Here is a 25,396-nt window from a genome sequence, read left to right as displayed (position 1 = left end):
GAAACGAGTTCGGCATGACAAAAACAAGATGTAATGACGGAAAACGAACAACCAGTAAAAAGAAAAAGCACAATGAAGCGATATTTAATAATACTAGGCAGTATTCTTACTTTAATAACGGCCTGCAATCAGTCTGAAGAAAAAGCAGAGAGGATTGTCGAAGATTTTAATTTCGACTGGCAATTCAATTTGGGAGATTATCCAGAAGCCATCGATTCTACGTTTAATGCCGAAAATTGGCGAACCCTTAATTTACCTCACGATTGGAGTATTGAGGGTGAATTTAGTGAAGACCATCCGGCGAAACCAGAAGGCGGAGCATTACCCACAGGAATAGGTTGGTACCGCAAAATATTCAAACTTCCTTCAGTTTTCAAAAACAAATCCATTTCTATTGAATTTGATGGCATTTATAGAAAAAGTGAGGTTTGGATAAACGGTGAGTATTTGGGCATTCGTCCCAACGGTTATATTTCTTTTGCTTACGATTTGTCGGAACACTTAAATTACGGTGAAGCGGAAAACATCATCGCCGTAAAAGTTGATAATTCCGAACAACCCAATTCACGTTGGTATTCCGGTTCGGGTATTTACAGAAATGTACGATTGGTAATTGCTGAAAAATTGCATGTATCACATTGGGGTACTTATGCCACAACGCCAGAAGTTTCAAAAGAAAAAGGGACTGTTAATTTAGAGGTCACACTTCAAAATGATGCTAGTGAAGATAAATCGTTTAAACTGGTGAGTAATATTTTAAATAAAGAAAACTTGGTTGTCGCAGATGCCCTTTCCGAAGGCAATATCAGAAAAAACGCGTCAGAAGTTACTACTCAAAATTTTGAAGTATTAAACCCCAGTTTATGGGATACCAAAAATCCGTATTTATATAAAATTGAAACCAAGGTTTACGAAAACGATAAGCTGGTTGACAATTACGTAACGCCATTGGGCTTCCGTTACTTTAATTTTGACCCTGAAACGGGCTTTTCTTTGAATGGTGTGCCCACAAAAATCCACGGCGTGTGCCTGCACCACGATAACGGGGCCTTAGGGGCCGTGGCCAATTATACGGCAATCAAGAGAAAACTTCAAATTATGAAGGATATGGGCGCCAATGCGGTTCGCGTATCGCACAACCCTTCCTCGTTGGAAATGTTGGAATTGTGTGACGAAATGGGCTTTATCGTTCAGGTGGAAGCGTTTGATGTATGGAAAAAGAAAAAGGTAAAAGCCGATTACAACATGTATTGGGATGAGTGGCACGAGCAGGATTTAAAGGATTTTGTGAAGCGTGATAGAAATTATCCGTCGGTGATGATGTGGAGTATTGGTAACGAAATCCGCGAACAGTTTGACAGCACTGGCATTACGATGACCAAAAAATTAGTAAATATTGTGAAGGATTTGGATAAAACCAGACCGGTAACTTGCGCACTAACTGAAAACGTGGTGGAGAAAAACTTTATTTATCAATCTGGATCGTTGGATTTATTGGGCTTCAATTATAAGCATAAAGATTATTACGATTTCCCCGAAAAGTTTAAAAGCGAAAACATATTAGCTTCCGAAAGTGTTTCGGCATTAGCCACCCGGGGTCACTACGATTTACCTTCTACCGAAATAAAACGCTGGCCACCGGCGCACAACGAACCTTTTGATGGTAATGACGATTTAACTGTTTCTGCCTACGACCAAGTGTCAGCCTATTGGGGCGCCACCCACGAGGAAAGTTGGAAAACAGTAAAAGAACTAGATTATATGGCAGGAACTTTTATTTGGACAGGTTTTGATTATATTGGCGAACCCATTCCATATCCGTATCCGGCGCGTAGTTCCTATTTTGGTATTGTCGATTTGGCCGGTTTCCCAAAAGATGTGTATTACATGTACCAAAGTGAGTGGAGCGATAAAGATGTGTTGCATATTTTTCCACATTGGAATTGGGAGCAAGGTCAGGAAGTTGACGTTTGGGCGTATTACAATAATGCTGATGAGGTGGAATTGTTTTTAAACGGAAAATCTTTAGGAACAAAATCGAAAGAAAACGACGATTTACATGTGATGTGGCGCGTGCCGTTTGAAGCTGGAACGCTAAAGGCCATTTCTAGAAAAGATGGAAACGTGGTTTTGGAAAAAGAAATCTACACGGCAGGAACAGCTTCAAAATTAGAATTGAAAGCTGATAAAGAAACCGTAAAAAATGATAATTACGATTTGGTTTATGTAACCGTAAACGTGTTGGATGACGATGGAAATTTAGTGCCAAAAGCAGATAGTTTAATCCATTTTGAAGTTTCCGGCGGCGGAAAAATTGTAGGGGTCGATAATGGCTATCAAGCCAGTTTGGAGCCGTTTAAGGCCGATTACCGAAAAGTCTATAACGGAAAATGCTTGGTTATTATCCAATCGAACGGAAAGGCCGAGAGTATTCAATTAAAAGCGACATCTGATGGATTAGTATCAGATGGCATTCAAATATCAACAAATTAGAATTGATGGAAAGAATTTTTGCAGAATATTATATTGAAACGCCATACGATGTAGAGCATGCTGCGGCGGTTTTGGCCGGTGAACAATCGTCGGGCACCTTCGTTTCCGTTCCTGGTGAAACGGAAGAATTAAAACAACGTTTTGCGGCGCGCGTGGAGGATTTACAACTGCTCGATGTAGCCGATAATCCCTCCATTCCCGGAAATAGTATTCCAGGGAAAAAATACCAACGGGCCAAAGTTAAAGTGAGCTGGTCAATCGAAAATTTTGGGTATAATTTACCGGTAATGGTGAGTACCTTGCAGGGTAATCTATATGAAATCAGTCAGTTTACAGGATTGAAACTAATGGATTTGGAAGTACCTGATTCGTTTAAAAATCATTATTCAGGACCTAAATTCGGTATAAAAGGTTCAAAAAAATCCTGTGGTGTTGTCGATAGGCCGATGATTGGTACCATTATAAAACCGAGTATCGGGATGTCAGTCGATGAAACCGCTAGCCTTGTGCAGTCGTTAATTGAAGCAGGTATCGATTTTATAAAGGATGATGAATTGATGGGCTCGGCGGCCAATTCACCATTCGAAGACCGCGTTAAGGGCATCATGAAAGTGATTCGGGATAATGAGCAGAAAACCGGAAAAAAGGTGATGTACGCATTCAATATTTCGGATGAAATAGACCAAATGCAACGTAACTATGACACCATTATAAAAGAAAGCGGAAGTTGTGCGATGATAAGTGTTAACAGCGTTGGTTTGGCTGGGACTAAGAAAATTTGTGATAGGGGAGAATTAGCTATTCACGGTCATAGAAACGGTTGGGGAATGCTCAACAGGCATCCATTGTTAGGAATTGAGTTTCCGGCTTACCAAAAAATTCAACGTTTGGCAGGAGTTGACCAACTGCATGTTAATGGTATTCTGAATAAATTTTGGGAATCAGACGATTCTGTGGTGACTTCCATAAAATCATGTTTAACACCAATGTTTGGTGATGATAAAATTTTGCCCGTCGTTTCTTCGGGGCAATGGGGCGGACAAGCTTTTGAAACCTATAGAAGAACCCAAACAACCGATTTACTCTACATGGCCGGTGGCGGAATTTTAGCGCATCCCATGGGACCAAAGGCAGGAGTAACAGCATTACAACAAGCATGGAAAGGGGCTGTTGAAGGGTTGTCCTTAGAAGAAACAGCCAATAAACATGAAGCTTTTGCGGCTTCGGTAAAAAAATTTTCAAAATAATGATTGGTGATAAAAAATTACTTTTAGCGTATTATGGTGATGACTTTACAGGCTCTACCGATGCTTTGGAATTTTTAACCCTGGCGGGCATAAAAACAGTGTTGTTTTTAAAAAAACCGTTGCAAAAGGATTTGGACAAATTTCCTGATATTCAAGCTATTGGTGTGGCAGGCAAAAGTCGTTCTATGTCGCCAAAAGCGATGGAAAATGAACTTGTTCCTGTTTTTAAAACCTTAAAAAAACTTGCCCCCAAGCATGTGCATTATAAAGTGTGCTCCACTTTCGATTCGGCACCGCATGTTGGCAATATGGGCAAAGCTATAGAAATCGGAAGTAGCATTTTTCAGCAAAAAATGGTTTTTGTATCACCATCAGCACCACATTTGGGACGTTATTGCATTTTTGGAAATTTGTTCGCCAAAATGGGCACCTCTGGCGATGGTGAAATATATAGGGTAGATAGGCATCCGTCCATGAGTAAACACCCTGTTACACCAGCTTTGGAAGGCGATTTACGAATACATTTGGCCAAGCAGACGTCGAAATCTATGGGATTGGTCAATTTAACGAAAATAGAAGAGGGGAAGGCTGCGGTAGTTTCAGAAGTTAAAAATAATCAAGACACCGAAATCTTATTTTTCGATGGGTTCAATAAAGAACACTTGGAAACGATTGGTAGTGTATTCAATGAATTTTCAAAAGAAAAGACCTTATTCTCTGTTGGTTCTTCAGGTATTGCTATGGCACTCGGTTTAGATTGGAAGAAGCAAGGCATTATTGAAGGCAAAAAACAATTTGATGCCTGTGGAGATAACGGTCCCATTTTAGTGCTTTCGGGCAGTTGTTCCCCAGTAACCAAAGGTCAAATTGAATTTGCGGTCGATTCTGGTTTTGAAGAAATTGCTCTTTCGAGCGAAGCCGTTAGCAAGTCAGTTCAAAACAAAATTATAGAGGATACGGTCGAAAAAATAGAAACGCATTTCAATAACGGAAAGAGTATTGTTTTACATACCAGTAAAGGTCCTGGGGACCCGCGAATTCTTGAAACGGAAAGTATTTTCAAACAGCAAGGCATAGCTTCTGATGATATTCAAAACGCCTGCAGCTCAACTTATGGTTATATATTGGGACAAATAGCTAAACAAGTGTTAGAAAGAACAACTTTACGAAGAATTCTGTTTGCAGGTGGCGATACATCGAGCTATGCGGCTTCAGAATTAAACATTACGGCACTACAAATGATAGCGCCATTAGCGCCTGGTGCTCCGCTTTGCAAGACCATTTCGGATATTGATTTAATAAATGGTTTGGAGCTTAATTTTAAAGGCGGCCAAGTAGGAACAAAAGATTATTTTATAAAAGTATTAAAAGGAGAAAAATTATGAAGGGAAAAACATTAGGTTTTGTACACACATCGGCTACATTGGTGCCTTTGTTTCAGCAGTTAACAAACGATTATTTGAAAAACGTTGAAACATTCAATATTGTTGACGACAGTTTGATAAAAGATGTTATCAAAAAAGGCGAGTTAAAGCCGAATACGGCAGCGCGCGTGGTGCATCATATTCAAGCGGCTGAAGACGCTGGAGCTGATGTGATTTTGGTAACCTGTTCATCTATTGGTGTGGCTATTGAAACGGCCGCGACTTTAAGTACGGTTCCTGTAATTCGCGTGGATCAAGCGATGGCCGACGAGGCGATTCAAACCGGCAACAAAATAGGAGTTATTGCAACATTGCCAACAACCTTAGAGCCAACAACCGATTTGGTAAAACGTAGAGCAGAAGTGGCTGGGAAAGCTGTAACCATTACTTCAAAATTATGCGATGGTGCTTTTGAAGCATTAATGAGTGGCGATGGTGCAAATCATGACCAAATGGTGGCTTCAGCGTTAAAGGAGTTGATGAAAGAGGTTGATGTGATTGTATTGGCGCAGGCCTCGATGTCGCGAGTAGTTGATGGCTTGAGTGACGATGAAAAAGTGGTGCCTATTTTGGCTAGTCCAGCTATTGCTATGAAAAAATTGGCCGAAACCTATTTTTAAATAACCCCTTGATAGGAGGGGGCAGGATTAAGACTAATAATCAAAACCAATTTAAAACTAACCAACTAAACTAAACCAAAATCACATGCGTAAATACGTTCTTTATTTTGCTATTATTCTAATTATTTCTTCTGGTATTGGATGGTTGCAGGATATAAGTTGGCTAAGTAAATTGGGACTGGTTTTGGGTTTAACTTCTTTATCCATTGGTGTAGCTGCTATCAAGTCATTATCCGGTTATCAATACACCTTTTGGATTGTTACTGCGGTCGCTGCGGGCTTAATTTACCCTGATACATTTTTGAATATAGGTGGTGTCGATTTACGGAATAAGTGGCTTATTCTTATCATCATTCAATTGGTGATGTTTGGTATGGGCACCCAAATGAGTATCAAAGACTTTACAGGGATTAAAAAATCTGGACGAGGTGTTTTGGTGGGACTGCTTTGCCAATTTACTATAATGCCTATTGTTGGTTTTCTTATTGCAAAAACATTCAATTTTGAACCAGAAATCGCCGCCGGAATTGTACTCATAGGTTCCTGTAGTAGTGGTTTGGCATCAAATGTAATGACTTACATTGCTAAAGGTGATTTGGTGTTGTCGGTTACGGTTACCGCTATTTCAACGCTAACAGCGCCTATAATGACTACTTTTTTAATGAAACTCTTTGCTGGAACATTTATCGAAATTGATTTTTTCAGTATGATGATGAATATTGTTAAAATTGTATTAGTGCCTTTAACAGCTGCTATGATTCATGATGCATTAAAAATTTATGGAGAACCTGTTCGGAAAAAGATAAAATTTATTTCATTTTTTTGTGGTTTATGGTTATTAATAATGGTCTTTTTTGGAAGTAGCATAATAGGCTCCGAACCTAATAGCCTAATTGAAATCATTAACTTTTTATGTGCTGCTTTTGTAGTGGGCGTACTTTATCATTACTTATATAAAGTCTTGCCAAAGGTTGATGATTTTATGCCGTTGTTCTCCATGTTTGGTATCGTTTATTTCACATTAGTGACCACTGCAGCTGGTCGGGATAATTTAATTGAAATTGGTATTTTACTGTTTTTTGCTGCCATATTGCATAATACGGCTGGCTACATATTTGGATATTGGATTAGCAGAGCAGGAGGATTGGATAAAAAACAAAGTCAAACCATTGCTTTTGAGGTCGGTTTGCAAAATGGAGGCATGGCTTCGGGGTTAGCAGGAGCCATGGGAAAACTAGCTACTTTAGGCTTAGCGGCAGCCGTTTTTAGTCCATGGATGAATATTTCAGGCTCTGTATTGGCCAATTATTGGAGAAAGCAAAGAGAAAGAAAGTAGTCTTAGTTATTTGATTTTCTTGTATTTAGTTTCGTTTATTTGTTTTTATTTTCGTTTATTTGTGTTATTGTTTTGAATTTGAAAAATTTTCAAACACATAATTTTACCACTAAACCAAAATAATTCATTATGTCTGGTTACCTATTTGGGCTTCGTTTTATAGCCATACTGTTCTTTCTGTTTATGTATGGATGTGAAGAGAATCAACAAGAAAAGATTAAACCTAGAATTTTGGTCAGCACCGATATTGGTGGTACGGATCCTGACGATAATCAGTCTATGATTCATTTGTTGATGTACGCCAACGAATTTCAAATTGAAGGTTTGGTGTCAACCTCTTTTCAAACAGGTACAACCCAGAATATTTTGGAGATGATAGACCTTTATGAAAAAGATTTATCTGAATTAAAAAAACATGCGTCAGATTTTCCTAATCCTAATGATTTAAGAGCTGTAACAAAGCAAGGAACAAAGAAAGGCGCGCCTTTCAGGGGTTATCGTGAATCTACAGAAGGTTCCAATTGGATTATAAAATGTGCTAAAAAGCAAAGTAATCAGCCGTTATGGGTTCTGGTTTGGGGTGGTATTGAAGATGTAGCTCAGGCACTGCACGATGCGCCAGAAATTGAAGATAAAATTAGGGTGTATTGGATAGGTGGCCCTAATAAGAAGTGGGGAGCCAATGCGTATGCATACATTGCTGAAAACCATCCCAATCTTTGGATGATTGAAAATAACGCCACCTACCGCGGGTGGTTTATGGATTCTGAGTCACCAGAAAATCTTAAGGGAGATACTTATTTTGCAAACTATATAAAAGGTAGAGGGCATATGGGTAAGGACTTCGTGAATTATTATGACGGCAGAATAAAAATGGGTGATACGCCATCATTGGCCTATGTAATGAATGGTAAACCAGATGACCCAACGACAGAAAGTTGGGGTGGTGAGTTTATAAAAATCAGCCACAGTTCACGCACCATATTCCAAGGTAATAGCAGGATTAATGATACCGTGAAGGCTTACGGTATTCAAGAATGGTATTTTAAAGGTCCGGAACTGGATATATCGCAAGATTCGGTTTGTTTTACCATGGAAATTTCGAAACAAATTTGGCCAGGTTATTATTTAGGAAATGGCGTATATGCGACTAGATATTCTTCTAAAAAACCAGAAACGGCCAGTTATAAAACGTCGAGTGCTATTCCCGAATTGGATGGTCAAACAGGGCAGTATGTAAGTATAAAATCATGGCCAGGTAAAAAAGATAAAGACGATTATACTTTGGGTGATAACTGGTATGGGGACCGACCAGATGAAGATTTGTTTTTAAAAGATCAACAAGGAGCAAAAACCGTTTCAAAGCATCGTAAAGCTTTTTTAATGGATTGGGCCAAACGATGGAAATGGTTAAATAATTAAACGATATGAAGAAAATATTTTTTTTAAGCTTTATCATACTTTCATGTGCAGGAAAAGCCCAAATGAATGACCAAAATCAAAAAACACGTGTTATAGTGACCTCAGATGGTGAAATTGATGACGAATGTTCCCTCGTTAGGTTTCTACTTTATGCTAACGAATGGGACGTGGAAGGCATTATCTCGTCGAGTTCTCAATACCATTGGCGTGGTCATAGATGGGCTGGCGATGATTGGGCAGAACCTTATCTGGACGCCTACCAAAACGTTTATCCTAATTTACTAGTGCATGACAAGGGTTATCCTTCACCCGAATATTTAAAATCCGTAACCTTATTGGGTAATGTTGATGATGAAGGTGAAATGGACTCCATAACAGCAGGATCTAAACACATTGTAAAAGTCCTTTTGGACGAATCTGATAGTCGTCCTATTTGGCTACAAGCCTGGGGGGGTACAAACACGATTGCCAGGGCTTTAAAATCCATAGAAGAAAAGCACCCCGATAAGATGGAGCAAGTGGCGAATAAACTACGCTTTTTCTTTATTTGGGAGCAAGATAGTACCTATCAGTCTTATATACGTCCACATTGGGGCAAGTATAACATACCAACAATTATATCCGATCAATTTTGGGCGGTTGCTTATCAATGGAATAAGATTATGCCAAAGGATAAATTAAAGTATTTTAGAAGTGATTGGATGACATCTAATATTTTAGAAGACCACGGGCCATTATGTGGGCTTTATAAAGCTCATATTGAAGGTAGTCATGGGTTGTCGGGTGATACTGATTTTAGTATAGACGATTTTAGATCTGAAGGTGACTCACCAGCATTTATCCATACCATCAATACGGGGTTGCGAAATCTAGAAAACCCAGGCTATGGTGGTTGGGGTGGTCGTTATGTTAAAGTAAGGGAAAATACTTGGCTCGACCCTGTTCCAGAGCCTAACTATAGGTATCCAGAAGGAAGGTGGTACACAAGTTCGGCATGGGGCAGAAAATATATGAGAGACACCTATCCAGACAATCAAGATTTGATGGCTGAATATTTTAAACCAATAACGCGTTGGGCAGATGTCTTACAAAACGATTTTGCAGCAAGAGCCGATTGGTGCGCTAAGTCTTTTGAAGAAGCCAATCATCCTCCCGTCGTTAAATTAAGCACAGCTTTAGATATTGTTACAAAATCTGGAAAAAAAATAATATTGGATGCTAGTCAAACGTCAGACCCAGATAAGGATAAGTTAGTTTATAAATGGTGGCAATATAAAGAAGCAGATACCTATAAAGGATCCTTTGAAATTGAAAATCCCAATAAGCAAAAAACATCTTTTACAGTGCCTACTGATGTTCAAAAAGGTGACACCATTCATATTATTTGCGAAGTAACCGATACAGGAATACCAGCATTAACGAGATATCAACGAATAATAATACACATAAACTAAACTACCTAAATTAAAAAGACTATGAAATTGCGTTCTGCCTTGTTATTATGGCTGTTTACTACGGCTTTATCCTTTGCCCAGTCACCTTGGGAACAACACGGAAAACTTGAAACTTCCGAAAACGGTCATTATATTCAACATAGTGATAAAACCCCTTTTTTATGGATTGGCGATACGGGCTGGGGAATGATGCAACAACTCACCAGAGAAGAAGTAGACCAATATCTTGACAATAGAAAGGAATTAGGTTTTACCGTTATTCAGACGGTGGCGCATTGGTCGCCACATGGTGGTGGACTAAGAAGAAGCCCAGATAATGCCGCGAATGCGTATGGGCATCATCCGTTTACAGGAGATGAAAATTCCCCAAACACCTCCGAACCTCTAACGGTTAAAGGAGGAAGTGCACAATCACCAAACGATTATTGGGACCATGTCGATTATGTTATTGAGGCCGCTAAAAAGCGTAATCTATATTTGGCTGTTTTACCTTGTTGGGCATCACAATTAGTTACTGGTACAGGTGAATATACAGCTGAAGAAGCCAAAACCTTCGGAGCCTTTTTAGGTAAGCGTTATGCTAAAGAACCTCATGTTATTTGGGTGCTTGGTGGCGACACAAAGGCACAATTTAAAGGTTATGATAAAAACCAAAAATACAGTGACTACGATTATCGTGATGTATATCGCTCCATGGCAGAAGGAATAGGTAAAGGTGTAACGGGAAAAAACCTAAAATGGAATGAAAAAAATCCTGCATGGGATGACGTGTTTCTAACCTATCACCCCAATGGTGATTATCCTTATGGATCATCGCAATGGTTTCACGGAGATGTTTGGCTTGATGCTAACGGTGTTGAGGTTTGGAAAGAGGTCAACGATGTTTACAGAACTATGGTGGATGATTACCAATTAACAAATCCTATTAAGCCTAGTCTTTTTTTGGAAGGCTCTTATGAATATGGAACGTATCGACATGAGTGCGGATGGGTAACACCAGTTAGGGTTCGCAGGCAGTTTTATCAAACGTTTTTTGCCGGAGGTTCTGGACATACTTATGGTGCAGGGCCCATCTGGGCTATGCGTGGTAACGAAGGCGATTATAACTGTGGCTATACTTGGCAACAAGCACTCGATTTTCCGGGAGCAAAACAAGTTGCAGCTATTGGAAAACAAATTCTGAGAGATTATAAATGGCATGAATGGATTCCAAATGGAAATGTTATTTCTGGCACAGGGATGGGTAATGAACTCAAAACAGCCGTCACTACAACATCGGAAGATATGGCTTTGGTTTACTTTAGTAATAATTCAAGTACAACTGTGAAAAATGTATTAAAAAAAGAAGCTGAAGCTTTTTGGATTAATCCTATTAATGGAGAATTAGAAATAGAAGAAAACTTCAATAGAAATAAATCTAGAATTATGGCGCCTCCAGCTAGATGGGAAGATGCTTTATTGGTTCTTAAAATTATAAATTAGAAAGATTAAAAGATTAGTTTAAATATGAAAAAGTATATCACAATAGTTTTACTGATTGCATTCGCCACAACAATTTTTGCGCAACAAAACTCAGATGGCAGGATTCCTGAATATGAAATTCCATATACCATGCCTAAGGTTGAAGGTGTGAAGGATGTTTTAAATAGAGTTCGGGTTTTTTACGAAAATTCAAGTAACCAAATCATTGTTGATTCTAAAACAGGTGAAGAAATAACGAGTTTTAAGTCGTTTAATGTTGATGCTGTGCCTTCCAAAGGTTTCTCAAGCGAATGGTCTTATACACATGGTGTTGTACTTTCGGCTTTTGAATATATTGATGATGTGATTGAAGACGATAAGTTCTTCAAAAACAACACCAAGTTTTATGATTATGTGGTTGAAAATTTACCCTATTTTCAGAAAAACAAAGACCAAATCAATAAAGAAAAAATTGGAGGTTGGGGAAGAATATTGAATTTTCATGCCCTAGATGATTGCGGTTCTATAACTGCCGCCATGATAAAAACTTACCTGAAAAATAAGGACGACAGGTATCTAACTATAATAAACCGTACAGCCGAACATATTTCAAATAATCAATATCGTTTAGATGATGGAACATTGGCGCGGAACCGACCGCAATATCAATCGGTTTGGGCAGATGACATGTATATGAGTGTTCCGTTTTTAATTAATATGGGAGTACTTACTAAAGACAATAAATATTTTGATGATGCCGTAAAACAAGTATTGCAAATGGCAAGTTATCTATACATTAAAGATAAAGAAATCTTTGACCATGGCTGGAATGTCACCTCAGGAGACTACGATCCCCGTTTTTATTGGGGACGTGCCAATGGCTGGGTGTTGATGTCTATGGCTGAAGTGTTAAGCATATTGCCTGAAGATTATAAAGGTAGAGATGAGATATTACATTTATTTCGTTCTATGATTCGTAGTTTGGCAAACTTACAGGATGGCAGTGGTTTTTGGCATAATTTATTGGATAAGACCGATACGTATTTGGAAACGTCGTGCACAGCTATGTTTACTTTTGCTATAGCCAAGGGTATAAATGAAGGGTGGATAAACCATGTTTATGGCCCCATAGCTTTAACCGGATGGAATGCTATCCAAACCAGAGTATTGGAAAATGGAGCTGTTGATGGTACGTGCGAAGGCACAACCTTCGCCCACGACAATACCTATTATTACCACCGAGGAAAAAGTATATATGCGACACATGGTTACGGACCGGTGCTTTATGCTGGGGTGGAAATCATTCGCTTGTTGCAAAACGATAAAATAGAGATAAAACCAACGAAACCTAATTCGCGCAATAGCACGTTTCATTTTCTTTTGAAAAGTGAGTGGCCAGGAATAGAATGAATTGATTGTATAATATGAAAATACTTGTAATAGAGGACGAGCCCGAAATGCAAGGATTGATAAAACAATTCCTTGAAGATGAAAATTATGTGGTAGAAGTAGCCGATGATTTTCATTCAGGTATGGATAAAATTGTATCTTATGATTACGATTGTATACTACTGGATATTACACTTCCTGGTGGTAATGGGCTCAATTTATTGCAAGAATTAAAAAAATTAAATAAAAGCGATTGCGTTATTATTATTTCAGCAAAAGATTCTATTGATGATAAAGTTATAGGTTTGAACCTGGGGGCTGATGATTATCTCACAAAACCCTTTCATATCACCGAACTAAACGCAAGAATAAAATCTGTAATCCGACGCAGAAAATCAGATGGACGAAGATTACTGGAATTGGAAAACATCAAGATCAACATAGAAGAACGCTTAGCCCTAATAAACAATCAACCAGTAGAATTAAACAGAAAAGAATTTGACATTCTTGTTTTTTTTGCCATGAACAAATCCAGAATTGTAAGCAAATCTGCCATTGCAGAAAATATCTGGGGAGATTATATTGATCAATCTAATGATTTTGATTTCATTTATTCACAAATTAAAAATCTAAGAAAAAAACTCCGCCATAATAAAGCAGAAATAGACATCAATTCAGTTTATGGAATGGGCTATAAATTAATTGTTAAATGAAGCTGATAAACCATACACTATGGGTGCTTTCAGTAATATTATTTACAACGGTTGGTTTATGGGCTATTCTTTTTTATTCCCAGCTATTAAATCAAGTTAAGGTCACAATAGACGAAGGTCTTTCTAACCATAAAATAGCCATCATAGACAATTTAAAAGATGATGACCTTATTGCCGAACATGACGATTTTCAAGACAAAAGCTATATTATAAAAAATGTAAGCGAAGATTATGCACTTCAAGTAAGAGATTCCTATAAAGATACCTTAATTTTTTCCAGCTTAAAGAATAGTAATTATCAAGCGCGCTTACTTACAACGGCTTTTGTTTCTTCGTCTGGGAAGTATTATGAAATGAAAGTGCTTTCGCATGAATTGAACAAAGGGAATTTAATTGAAAAAATTGTAGTATCCCTGTTGTGGTTGTTTTTGTTTTTATTTGTCATTACTGTATTGGTAAATAGATTGGTGCTAAAAAAAACATGGAAACCTTTTTATAAATTGTTACAATATCTCGATGATTTTAGGTTGGACAAAGGCACAAACCAAAAAATCCACAAAACAAACATCAAGGAATTTTCTTTATTGAATGAATCCGTCCAAAAGCTTCTGAACACCAATGTTGATATTTTTAACAGCCAGAAACAATTTATTGAAAATGCATCACATGAGCTACAAACGCCGCTGGCAATAGGCATTAATAAGCTTGAATTGCTTGCAGGGGATTCTGGTTTGTCGCCTGGGGAAATCCAAAAAATAGGTGATATTATTGAATCATTTCGACGTTTATCAGAATTGAACAAATACTTATTGCTACTGTCCAAAATAGAAAACAAACAATTTATCTCTAAAGAATTATTGAATTTTGATGAAATTTTAGGCAGAATAATACACGATTTTACAGATTTTACAGAATACCAAAAGATTAAAATAACTTACCTAAAAGAAGGTGAATGGCATTTTAATATGAACAAAACCCTAGCTGAAATTCTTATTTTGAACTTAGTTAAAAACGCTATTGTTCATAACCAAAAAGAAGGTGATATTATAATTCGATTAACTTCCGCCTCATTATCTATTGAAAACACAAGTAATTTACCTCAAATTTCATCAGATAAATTATTTCAAAGATTTAATAAAAACTCAAATCATAAAGGTTCAACAGGGTTAGGCTTGGCTATTGTAAAGGCAATTGCAGATGTTTCAGACCTATTGATTATCTATTCATATAATAGTAACAAGCATGTTTTTAAAGTGAGCAGGAAAAATAATTAGCACTTTTCTAAATTATAAAGTAAATCGTTTGTTTTACGATTCCAGATTCTTTCCAGATTCTTTCCCATTTGTTTCCAAATTCATGTTATTTATTTGTATCAAATTTAAAATCACATATGAAACGAATAATAGGATTACTTATAGTTATACTTTTTGCAAAAAGTACTTTCGCCCAAAAAATACACCAAAACAATGTTCCAGCAGTAATACTCAATGCTTTTCAGTTAAAATTCCCGAATGCACAGGAGTCTAGATGGAAATTGGATGATGGAAACTACAAAATTGATTATGAGGTAAACGGTAAGTCGCATTTTTTAAAAATGGACTCTAGAGGGACCGTTATGCAACATAACCAAGATTTGTATGTCAGTGAAATTCCAAAAATAGTTCTGGAAACCATTCGTAACAAGGCTACCTATTTTGATGTGCATGACGCAGACAGATATGAAAGAGATAACAGAATTACTTACGAAATCAAGTTCAAGGTCGATGGAAAATACAGCTATTTTTGGGTTAACGAAAACGGTAAATTACTGAAATATAGAAAAGAATTAAAAGATAGAGAAGTTCCACGAACTATTATGTCTGCCATTACCAAAATCTATGGAGAATTGGACATTAATTATGCTAAATATGTTGAAGAAGGAAACAAGATCATCTACATCATTAGGGGAGAAATTAATGATTCAGACCATAATTTCACCTTTGATCATAAGGTAAAATTACTAAAACATACTCAGGATCTTAAGGATTCAGAAATTCCAGCTCCGATAATGAAAACTATTGCATCAAACTATCCGGACCATGATATTAGGGATGTCGATTTAAAAGAAGAAAATGGAAAAATTATTTATATCCTGAGATTGAGAAACTCGAAAATGCAAGTTTATCTAACCTTTAACGAGAGAGGTAAGGTTTTGGAAATTAAGTGAATTAAAAGATTTTATAAAAATAATAGCTAAAATGAAACTAGCTTTTTTGAATATAGCGTTATTACTTTTTTCATTAATTAGTTATTCGCAAAATAATTCAATCGATGAAACATTAGATGAACCAGTGGATAGTAAGATTAAAATATATCTTGATTGTGATGATTGCAATTTTAATTTCTTTCGTAATAATTTAGAGTATATAGATTTTGTAAGAGACCCAAAATTGGCAGGTATACATCTTTTTGTAACCGAACAAGGGACGGGAAGCAATGGCACTGAGTATGTTATAAACTTTATAGGAGCCAATCAGTATTCAGATATTAACTATAAACTAAAAACAATGTCTACACAAGATGACACGGATATTGTGAAATGGGAAAGGTTGTTAAAGTTAATCGACATTGGTCTTTTACCCTATTTGTCTAGAACTTCGGATATATCTCAAATTGATATTGAGCATCATAACCAAATAGCCAATGAAACAGAACCGGAAATGGATCCATGGGACTATTGGATTTTCCGCATTGAATTAGGTACCGAATTTGAAGGAGAAAAAAGCAAAAAGGAATATGATTTGAGTGGTGCATTCAAAGCGGACCGAATAAATGATATTTCTAAATTTAAATCGGAAATATCATATGACTTGAATAGAAAAATTTATAATGGTGATAGTGAAGTAATTAGAACCACTAAAGAAGAAGCCGAATTTAAGACAAGATTAATCTATTCAATGAGCCCAAGATGGTCCGTAGGTGTATTTGGTAAAATTTATACCTCTACCTATATTAATATTAATACTGGAACAAATTTTGAACCTGCCATTGAATATAATATTTTTCCTTGGGACAAATCGGATAACAAAATCTTCACCTTCGCCTATCATATTAAGGCCAACTATTTTAAATATAATGAAATAACAATATATGATGAGTCTGAAGAATGGCTAACCTCTGAGGCGCTTAGAGTATCATTGGTATTAAGACAGCCTTGGGGCACAATAGAAAGTGATCTGGAAGCTTCACATTATTTCCACGATTTTTCAAAAAATAAGGTGTCGTTTGAGACCAATATTTCGGTTAGAGTCGCAAGAGGATTGTCTTTTTTCGTGGAATTGGACACCGATTTAATACACGACCAATTATATCTTCCAGCAGGTGAAACATCAAGGGATGATATACTATTGCAGCAGAGAAAGTTGGCTTCTAATTTTGAAATGTCATCGGAATTAGGCATTCGATATACCTTTGGGTCAAATTATAATAATATAGTAAATCAAAGATTATAAAAAATACAAATAAGTAAGCATTTTTTTAAAAAATTAAATTAATCAATAAAACAAAAAACAATGAATAAAAATGTATCAACAATAATTTTTCTGATATCAATCTTGTTATCAGCACATTTCAGTTATGCACAAAATCAATTAGCCTTTCCTACTGCTGAAGGCTATGGGAAATACACGAAAGGTGGTCGAGGCGGAACAGTTATTGAAGTCACCAATTTGAAAGACTCAGGGAAAGGAAGTCTTCGTGCAGCTATAGAGGCTGAAGGCCCTAGAACTGTGATTTTTAAGGTGTCTGGAAATATTGAGCTTGAAAGCCCAATTAATATCAAAAACCCTTACATTACTATTGCCGGACAAACAGCGCCGGGAGATGGTATTTGTCTTAAAAATCATCCTCTAGGTATTGGAGCAGATGAGGTAATTGTTAGGTATATCAGGGTTAGACCAGGCGATGTTTCAGGAAAAGATTATGATGCAGTATCCAGCAGGTACGTCAAAAACATCATAGTAGATCACGTATCAGCCAGCTGGAGTATTGATGAATGCATGTCCATTTACCATTGTAGTAACATTACTGTGCAATGGTGTCTCATTGCAGAAAGTTTAAGTGGTTCAAACCATGTAAAGGGTTCTCATGGATTTGGTGGTATATGGGGGAGTAATTACAGCACATATCACCATAATTTACTGGCGCATCATTCTAGTCGTAACCCTCGAATGGCTTCAGGTTCTGGCTATACCGATTACAGAAATAATGTGGTTTATAATTGGGGGTATCAAAGTTTATATGGTGGTGAAGCACAACAGAAGGGCAATGATAAATTTAATTTTTCAACCTTTAATATTGTAGGTAACTATTACAAGCCTGGCCCAGCTACAAAGCCAGGTAAGGTATCTTATAGAATTGCCAATCCTGGTTATAGAAATGAAGTTGATGATTTTGGTAAATGGTATGTCAATAAAAATACGGTTGAAGGGAACGAAATGGTTTCGGACGATAATTGGAATGGTGGAGTACAAACTGATATTTCTTTTGATAAAGTTAAAATGGATGAGCCTTGGGAGGCCATGCCAATTAACGAGCAATCGGCAGAAAAAGCTTACAAACTCGTGCTAAAGGAAGCCGGTGCAAAATTACCGAAAAGGGACGTGCTTGATACGCGTATTATCCAAGAAGTGAAAGGTGGTTACGCCACTTATGAGGGAAAAGGTTATAAAAAAATAGTTGATGTTGTTAATCCTTCAAAAAAGACCGGTATTATCGATTCGCAAACTGATGTTGGTGGTTGGCCAGAACTTAAAAGTTTACCTGCTCCAATAGATACAGACCATGATGGAATACCAGATACTTGGGAACTTAAAAACGATCTGAATCCAAAAAATGCTGATGACAGAAATAATACAGGCAAAGATGGATATACTATGTTGGAAATTTATTTGAACTCTTTAAAATAAAACATATAAGTATGTCCAAAATAATTCAGTCCCTAATATTTTTTACGATTTTTGGAGTAAATATTTTATTAGCTCAAGAAAAACCTAGATTATTCGTTCTTACCGATATTGGTGGTGATCCAGATGACCAAATGTCTATGGTAAGATTAATGACCTATGCTAACCAAATAGATATTGAAGGACTTGTTGCAACTGAGGTAAAAGATGAGGTTAATCCTGAACGTATTCAACAGATAGTTGAAAACTATGCTAAAGTACGTGACAATTTAGAACTTCATGAAACTGGATATCCAGAAGCTGAATATTTAGAAGATTGCATTTCAAAAGGAATACCTATTGGAGGAATGGATGGTGTTGGAGAAGGTAAAGATTCACCGGGATCAGAATTACTTATAAAAACAGTAGATAATAAAGATTCAAGACCATTATGGGTGAATGTTTGGGGAGGACCAAGTGTTTTGGCTCAAGCATTGTGGAAAGTACGTAACACACGTTCAAAGCAAGATCTTGACAAATTTGTTGCCAAGCTTCGTGTTTACGCAATTTCCGATCAAGATAATAGCGGCCCATGGATACGTAAAGAATTTCCGGAGCTTTTCTATATAGTTACACCTGGTGCCAATGCTGGCGGTGGTTTTCATCATTCTACCTGGATAGGTATTGGTGGTGATAAGTTTCATGGGCGTTTTGGAGGAGCGGATTTTGAATTAGTTACTAACGAATGGCTTGAACGCAACATACGTAAAAAAGGTCCCTTAGGAAAAATGTACCCACACTGGGAATACATGATGGAAGGAGATACGCCTTCTTTTCTTTATCTCATAAATAATGGTCTTAATAACCCTGAACATCCCAATTGGGGAAGTTGGGGAGGTCGCTATGAATTGTATACACCAAAAACTGAAAAGTGGTTCTATCAACCCGAGACACATCCAATTTGGACAAATGCCGATGATGAAGTGTTAGGTAAAGACGGAGAATGGCATGAAACCAACCAAGCAACGGTATGGAGATGGCGTGAAGCGTATCAAAATGATTTTGCTGCAAGAATGGATTGGACTATTTTACCCTATGAAAAGGCAAATCATCCACCAGTGGTGAAGTTAGATACACCATCATATGTAAAGGCTAAAAAAGGCAATCGTATTGAACTTAGTGCCATTAGCACAACGGATCCTGATGGTGACCCATTGTCATACGAATGGTTTTGCTATGAAGAGGCAGGAACACGAGCCATGTCAAACTCTAGAACTGGTATTAAACATGATATCGTTGGGTTTGATCAACCTAAAGCTTGGCTAAAAATAAAAACTAGTCGTGTGATGCCTCCGGGTACTGGAACTATACATATAATACTTGCTGTTACCGACCATGGTACACCTCGCTTAACAAGATATAAACGAATTATAATTGATGTAGTTGAATAACAACTATTACTAAAAATAAATTAAACTTATTCATGATAAAGTATATTATAGCATTAGTCTTTTCATTATTCTTTTTCTCAATATCAAATACTCAACAACTCGCCTTTCCGGAAGCTGAAGGATTTGGGGCCTATTCAAAAGGTGGTCGAGGTGGTCAAGTAATTGAGGTTACCAATTTGAAAGATGACCAAGAAGGCCAAATTGAAGGGAGTTTGCGTTGGGCGTTTAAACAAGCTGTTTCGCAACCAACAACTATTGTGTTTCGGGTTTCGGGTATTATCAATTTAAAAGCTGAATTACGGGGTAAGTTTAAAGAAGGGTTAACGCTGGCAGGACAGACTGCTCCTGGAGACGGTATTTGTATTCGTGGAAATAAAGTAAACCTAGGAGGAAGCTCTAATTTAATTATTCGTCACATTAGATTTAGAATGGGACTAGGTGAAGATGGCACCTTTGTAGAAGGAGGTTCTATCGGTATCGAAAACGCAAATAATGTGATTATCGATCACTGTACGTTTGGTTGGTCTGGTGAAGAAAATATGACCATGTATGACAACGACTTTACAACAGTTCAATGGTGTATTGTACATGAAGGACTATACGCCTCAGGACATTCCAAAGGTGCTAGAAGTTATGGTATCCAATGGGGAGGACAACATGCAACTTATCACCATAACTTACTAGCACATAACAATAGCAGAACTCCAAGATTTAATGGCAGTAAGCATCATGATAAAAATGTGAAGTATGAGTATGTGAATAACGTAAATTATAACTGGGGAAAGGCAAATTCAGCTTATGGAGCATATATTGAAATTGCCGATGGAAGTTATAATTGTAATTTTATTAATAACTATTACAAACCAGGGCCAGCTTACCCAGGAAGTGAAAAATCATACTTTGCACAATCATCACATCATTCCATTCAAGGAGACTCTTTAATAGCGAAATGGTATATGAAAGGAAATATTATGAAAGGTAGTGCCAATAAAGCCTTAAATAAAGACAATTCCCTTGGTTTGGATGCTGATTCTTATAAGAAAGCAGGTGTTTCTAGGTCACAATTAATCGCTAAAGATGTTTTTCAAATGCCACATACACTCCAAATAGAATCTGCAGAAGAAGCCTACAAAAGTGTATTAGAGAAATCAGGGGCGTTTCCTAGGGATGATGTCGATAAACGCATTGTTCATGAAGTAAAAACAGGAACAGCTTCAGGAGCGGGAACCAGTCCGAAATATATGGACAAAAGAAAAAAAGATGGGTATGTTGATAATCCTTTCTACGGTCAAAAAAAGGGAATTATCGATAACCCCATGTTGGCTTTTGGCGAAAACGCTTATCCAGAATATAAAAGTAAAAAAGCGCCCAAGGATACTGATCATGATGGTATGCCAGACCATTGGGAGAAGAAAAACGGACTTAACCCCAATGATTCGAAAGATAGAAATAATATAGGAAAAGACGGTTATACCATGTTAGAAGTGTATTTAAATAGCATATAAAAATTCAAAATAAAATTCATATTATGAAAGTATTTAATTTAATTGGGCTTGTATTATTTTTTAGCCTAAATAATCTGGTGGCTCAACAATTAGCGTTTCCAACAGCCGAAGGTTTTGGTGCCTATGCCCAAGGCGGTAGAGGCGGAAAAGTGCTTTACGTTACCAATTTAAATGATGATGGAGAAGGGAGTTTACGCTGGGCGGTAGATCAAGAAGGTGCAAGAACGGTAGTGTTTGCTCTTTCTGGCAACATCGACTTAAAAAAGCGCATTACAATAAGAAACCCTAAAATTACCATAGCAGGGCAAACGGCTCCGGGCGACGGCATTTGCTTAAGGGGAGAAACCATAGCTGTAGCTGCAGATGATGTTATTATTAGATACATTCGTGTGCGTCTAGGAGATGGTTTGCATGGTATAGGAAGCAAACAAGGGAAAGATGCTATTTCTATTTCAAAAGGAAAAAACATTATTGTAGACCATTGTTCGGCCAGTTGGAGTCTAGATGAAATTTTATCCTCGTCAACTAAGCATCCTACTTTAAGCCATGTAACGGTACAATGGTGCTTTATTACCGAAGCGCTAAACCCAGATAACCATGGGTTTGGTTCATTAATTAGAGGTACAGGCGGAGCAAAGTACAGTTATCTTTATAACCTTTATGCAAGTAATAGAGGACGTAACCCACGCCCTGGAAATTACAATTCAAACCCACACACCGAAGACCCAGAAGGCCTGTTATTAGATTTTAGAAATAATGTGCTATACAATTGGGGTGGTGATCACGCAGGGTATAATGCCGATAAAGTAAGTGTAACCAAGCTTAATTATGTTGGCAATTATCTTATTCCCGGGCAAGATTCAAAAGCTAATGGAATTACTTACTCAACAGGTTCTCCATATAACAAAAGTTATTTTTCGGGGAATTATTACGATGGAAAGAGTCCAGAAAACCAATGGGAGTTGGTTAAATTCAATAAAGAATGGAGAGAAGATCAAATTAAAGCCTATAAGCAAACCCAACCTTTTGAAACAGGATTGGTAAACACAAAAGATGCTGTTGATGCTTACAATAAAGTTTTGGAATTTGGTGGAGCAGTTTTACCAAAACGCGATGCGGTAGATGAGCGTATTGTAAAAGGCATTAAAAATCGTACAGGTAAAATTATTAAAAGCCAAGAAGAAGTAGGAGGGTGGCCTAAACTTGAAAGTAAAAAAGCACCAAAAGACTCAGACCAAGATGGTATGCCAGACCATTGGGAAAAGAAAAAAGGACTCAACCCTAAAGACGCTTCCGATAGGAACCAAAAAACAGCTAAAGGTTACACCATGTTGGAAGTCTATTTAAATAGTATTTAAAGCTCAAAATAAAATTTCAAAACAGCAACAATGTTTCGTATTATGAAAATAATCCATTTAATAAGGCTTGTTGTAGTATTCAGCCTAAATGCTACAATAGCTCAGCAATTAGCTTTTCCAACTGCCGAAGGCTATGGTGCTTATTCCATAGGAGGTCTGGATGGACAAGTTGTCGAGGTAAAATGGGATGGCGGTAAACACGATTGGGGTTACCGTGGCTTAGTGGCTTTAGAGACTCCAAGTAATAAACCTTGTGTGGCTCTACTTGAAATAATAAAATAAACAAATTAAATGTGCGCAAAATAGAGCTAATATTTTGTACTTCTTATTTAAGGTTTGCTTGTGCAAGCTTAGCTCTATTAATGCCATTATTGTTGTTTTGCCAACAACGCACTATTGACACTGAAATAGAGGGGGTGCCTCAAATTTATATAAGAAGGACTGTTGATAAAATTGTAGTAGACGGGCAATTAAGTGAACTATCTTGGCAAAAATCCCAATTGATTAAAGGGTTCCGTCAATACTTCCCAAAGGATAATACTGATGCATTAGGGGATACAGAAATTATGATGTGTTATGATGATGATTTCTTATATGTGACAGCAAAATGCTATTCATCTGGTAAAAATTTTAGGGTGGAGTCTTTAAAGAGAGATTTTAGTTTTTCAACAAGTGACAATGTAAATTTTATTTTCGATACCTATCTAGACAGAACTAATGCTTTTCAATTTAGCATGAATGCTCTAGGGGCGCAAAAAGAAGCGCTAATTTCCAATGGAGGAAAAAACAGTGACGCCATTGATATCTCTTGGGATAACAAATGGTACGGCAATGCAAAAATTTATGAGGGGTATTGGATTTGTGAGTTGGCAATTCCTTTTAGTTCAATAAGATATAAAGAAGGGGGAGCCAAATGGGGGTTCAACTGTTATAGAAATGACGTGCAAAACAACGAGATTTCTAATTTAATGGGAACCTCGAGAGAGAACAATTTAATGAATTTAAATTTTACGGCCGATATAGTCTGGGAAAATCCTCTTAAAAAGCCGAGTAAAAGGATATCCTTGATTCCTTATGCCTTAGTAGGTGCTTCTAGAGATTACGAAAACCCTTCAGAAACAAAATTTCAGCCTAATTTTAATATGGGAGGTGATGCAAAATTAGGCATTACGTCGAGCCTTAATTTAGATTTGACATTAAATCCCGACTTTTCTCAAGTAGAAGTTGATGGGCAAGTAAATAATCTGGATAGGTTTGAGATATCGCTTCCAGAGAAACGGCAATTTTTTCTTGAGAATGCCGACCTTTTTGCCAGTTTTGGTACCAGTTCTGCTAGGCCATTTTTCTCTAGAAGAATAGGTGTGTCTATTGATACGTTAACGGAAAATAATATTCAGAACGCTATTTATGGAGGTTTTAGATTGAGTGGCAAACTTAATAATAAACTAAGAATTGGCTTATTGTCTTTGCAAGCTGCATCACAAAAAGAAAATGATTTACCAAGCTTTAATTATACCGTATTGGCGGCCCAACAACAAGTGTTTGATAGGTCTAATATAGCTTTTATATTGGTAAACAAACAAGCATTTAATTCGAATAGATTTGGCAATACCGCGGATGAATATGACCGGGTTGCAGGTGTCGAATATACTTTAAATACAAAGAATAATTATTGGTTGGGAAAGGCAAGCGTAATGAAAGCCATGACGCCTAATGAAAAGCAAACGAAATATAATTCGTTCTTTCAATTGGAATATAATCGTAGGCGATATAGAGCCGAGATCGTATCATTATTAGTAGGTGATGGATTTGATGCCGAAGTGGGTTTTGTGCCCAGAAGGGATATACTAATGTTTAGTCCAGAATTTGATATTAGGTTTTTTCCAAAGAACGAAAAAATAACTCAAATCACTTTCCAGGCAGATAGCCGAATTTTTTACAAATTAGGAAAGGACAACAACCCCATAATTGAAGATTTTGGTTTGGAGGAAATGCAATTAAAATTTGATTTAAAAACGAATTTTTCAAACAATCATAATTTCAATATTGGTTTTGAGCTTCAGGATTTTATTCTGTTGAGGGATTTTGACCCTACGCGAATACAGGCAAACGATGTATTCTTTCGAGCTGGAACAAAGCATAAGAACACATTTTTTACAGTCTCTTATGAATCTGATGTAAGACAGGCGTTTTCTTATCAAATAAGTCCAAATATTGGGAGGTTTTATCAGGGAACAAAAATAGGTATAGAAGGAGGTTTTACTTATAGATTTCAACCGTTTGGTTCTATCGCAATGGATTATGAATATACTAAAATCGATATAGGTGGTGAGTTTAAAAAGGCAAATTTTTGGCTAGTTGGCCCGCGTACAGAGTTTACCTTTTCCAAGAAACTATTTTGGTCTACTTTTTTGCAGTACAATAGCAGGATTGAGAATTTAAGTATCAATACTCGGCTTCAATGGCGTTTCGCTCCCGCTTCAGATTTCTTTCTGGTATATACAGATAATTACAATACCGAGATTTTTAGTAATTTTCAAAAAAGGAACAGAGCTTTAGTAGCAAAGTTAACGTATTGGTTGAATATTTAGGGTTTTACAA

Annotated in this window: 19 protein-coding genes; all 19 read left to right on the top strand. The window is 37.0% G+C overall.

Translation table 11 applies throughout. From position 1 onward, the window contains the following. Positions 1 to 33 precede the first annotated feature (33 nt). The 19 genes from ACIEHO_RS08510 (at position 34) to ACIEHO_RS08420 (ending at position 25,386) form a co-directional block, all read left to right on the top strand. Positions 34 to 2,493: a sugar-binding domain-containing protein gene (locus tag ACIEHO_RS08510; RefSeq protein ID WP_406970650.1), complete on the top strand. Its 2,460-nt coding sequence runs from the start codon at positions 34 to 36 to the stop codon at positions 2,491 to 2,493. Between the two features lie 5 nt (positions 2,494 to 2,498). Continuing rightward, positions 2,499 to 3,740, top strand: a complete 1,242-nt coding sequence (locus ACIEHO_RS08505; RefSeq protein WP_406970648.1) for a ribulose-bisphosphate carboxylase large subunit family protein — start codon at positions 2,499 to 2,501, stop codon at positions 3,738 to 3,740. Continuing rightward, positions 3,740 to 5,125, top strand: a complete 1,386-nt coding sequence (locus ACIEHO_RS08500) for a four-carbon acid sugar kinase family protein (protein WP_406970646.1) — start codon at positions 3,740 to 3,742, stop codon at positions 5,123 to 5,125. The genes ACIEHO_RS08505 and ACIEHO_RS08500 overlap by 1 nt, the downstream gene beginning before the upstream one ends. Further along, entirely contained in the window at positions 5,122 to 5,784 is a 663-nt protein-coding gene (locus tag ACIEHO_RS08495; RefSeq protein WP_406970644.1) for an aspartate/glutamate racemase family protein, read from the top strand. Before ACIEHO_RS08500 ends, ACIEHO_RS08495 begins: the two co-directional genes overlap by 4 nt. 85 nt (positions 5,785 to 5,869) lie before the next feature. Continuing rightward, entirely contained in the window at positions 5,870 to 7,120 is a 1,251-nt protein-coding gene (locus ACIEHO_RS08490) for a bile acid:sodium symporter family protein (protein WP_406970642.1), read from the top strand. 129 nt (positions 7,121 to 7,249) lie between these two features. Next, positions 7,250 to 8,542 (top strand): nucleoside hydrolase-like domain-containing protein, encoded by a 1,293-nt coding sequence (locus ACIEHO_RS08485; protein WP_406970640.1) that lies wholly within the window; start codon positions 7,250 to 7,252, stop codon positions 8,540 to 8,542. 5 nt (positions 8,543 to 8,547) lie between these two features. Further along, the gene (locus ACIEHO_RS08480; RefSeq protein ID WP_406970638.1) at positions 8,548 to 9,996 is read left to right on the top strand and encodes a DUF1593 domain-containing protein; all 1,449 of its coding nucleotides are present in this window, start codon (positions 8,548 to 8,550) and stop codon (positions 9,994 to 9,996) included. A 21-nt stretch (positions 9,997 to 10,017) separates the two neighbouring features. Further along, positions 10,018 to 11,478 carry an apiosidase-like domain-containing protein gene (locus ACIEHO_RS08475; protein WP_406970636.1) on the top strand — a complete coding sequence of 487 codons (1,461 nt, stop codon included), beginning with the start codon at positions 10,018 to 10,020 and terminating at the stop codon, positions 11,476 to 11,478. 24 nt (positions 11,479 to 11,502) lie between these two features. Continuing rightward, positions 11,503 to 12,867 carry a glycoside hydrolase family 88/105 protein gene (locus ACIEHO_RS08470; protein ID WP_406970634.1) on the top strand — a complete coding sequence of 455 codons (1,365 nt, stop codon included), beginning with the start codon at positions 11,503 to 11,505 and terminating at the stop codon, positions 12,865 to 12,867. A 14-nt stretch (positions 12,868 to 12,881) separates the two neighbouring features. Continuing rightward, the gene (locus ACIEHO_RS08465; RefSeq protein ID WP_406970632.1) at positions 12,882 to 13,559 is read left to right on the top strand and encodes a response regulator transcription factor; all 678 of its coding nucleotides are present in this window, start codon (positions 12,882 to 12,884) and stop codon (positions 13,557 to 13,559) included. Beyond that, complete coding sequence (locus ACIEHO_RS08460) at positions 13,556 to 14,833, top strand: sensor histidine kinase (protein WP_406970630.1); 1,278 nt, start codon at positions 13,556 to 13,558, stop codon at positions 14,831 to 14,833. The genes ACIEHO_RS08465 and ACIEHO_RS08460 overlap by 4 nt, the downstream gene beginning before the upstream one ends. A gap of 116 nt (positions 14,834 to 14,949) precedes the next feature. After that, the gene (locus ACIEHO_RS08455) at positions 14,950 to 15,765 is read left to right on the top strand and encodes a PepSY-like domain-containing protein (protein ID WP_406970628.1); all 816 of its coding nucleotides are present in this window, start codon (positions 14,950 to 14,952) and stop codon (positions 15,763 to 15,765) included. A 31-nt stretch (positions 15,766 to 15,796) separates the two neighbouring features. After that, complete coding sequence (locus tag ACIEHO_RS08450; RefSeq protein ID WP_406970626.1) at positions 15,797 to 17,050, top strand: hypothetical protein; 1,254 nt, start codon at positions 15,797 to 15,799, stop codon at positions 17,048 to 17,050. Between the two features lie 60 nt (positions 17,051 to 17,110). Further along, positions 17,111 to 18,505, top strand: a complete 1,395-nt coding sequence (locus tag ACIEHO_RS08445) for a pectate lyase family protein (RefSeq protein WP_406970624.1) — start codon at positions 17,111 to 17,113, stop codon at positions 18,503 to 18,505. Positions 18,506 to 18,516: 11 nt separating this feature from the next. Continuing rightward, positions 18,517 to 19,932 (top strand): nucleoside hydrolase-like domain-containing protein, encoded by a 1,416-nt coding sequence (locus tag ACIEHO_RS08440; protein ID WP_406970622.1) that lies wholly within the window; start codon positions 18,517 to 18,519, stop codon positions 19,930 to 19,932. 32 nt (positions 19,933 to 19,964) lie between these two features. Further along, on the top strand, positions 19,965 to 21,437 hold the full coding sequence (locus ACIEHO_RS08435) for a pectate lyase family protein (protein WP_406970620.1): 1,473 nt from the start codon (positions 19,965 to 19,967) through the stop codon (positions 21,435 to 21,437). Between the two features lie 23 nt (positions 21,438 to 21,460). Beyond that, on the top strand, positions 21,461 to 22,795 hold the full coding sequence (locus ACIEHO_RS08430) for a pectate lyase family protein (protein ID WP_406970618.1): 1,335 nt from the start codon (positions 21,461 to 21,463) through the stop codon (positions 22,793 to 22,795). A 42-nt stretch (positions 22,796 to 22,837) separates the two neighbouring features. Further along, positions 22,838 to 23,077, top strand: coding sequence for a hypothetical protein (locus ACIEHO_RS08425; RefSeq protein WP_406970616.1), 240 nt, complete (start codon positions 22,838 to 22,840; stop codon positions 23,075 to 23,077). Positions 23,078 to 23,157: 80 nt separating this feature from the next. Further along, a complete protein-coding gene (locus ACIEHO_RS08420) occupies positions 23,158 to 25,386 on the top strand; it encodes a DUF5916 domain-containing protein (RefSeq protein ID WP_406970614.1) in 2,229 nt (742 codons plus the stop codon). Positions 25,387 to 25,396: the final 10 nt, after the last annotated feature.

The sequence above is a fragment of the Flavisericum labens genome (assembly GCF_045446075.1).
GTDB lineage: Bacteria > Bacteroidota > Bacteroidia > Flavobacteriales > Flavobacteriaceae > Flavisericum > Flavisericum labens.
This window is presented reverse-complemented; position numbering and strand designations above follow the sequence as displayed.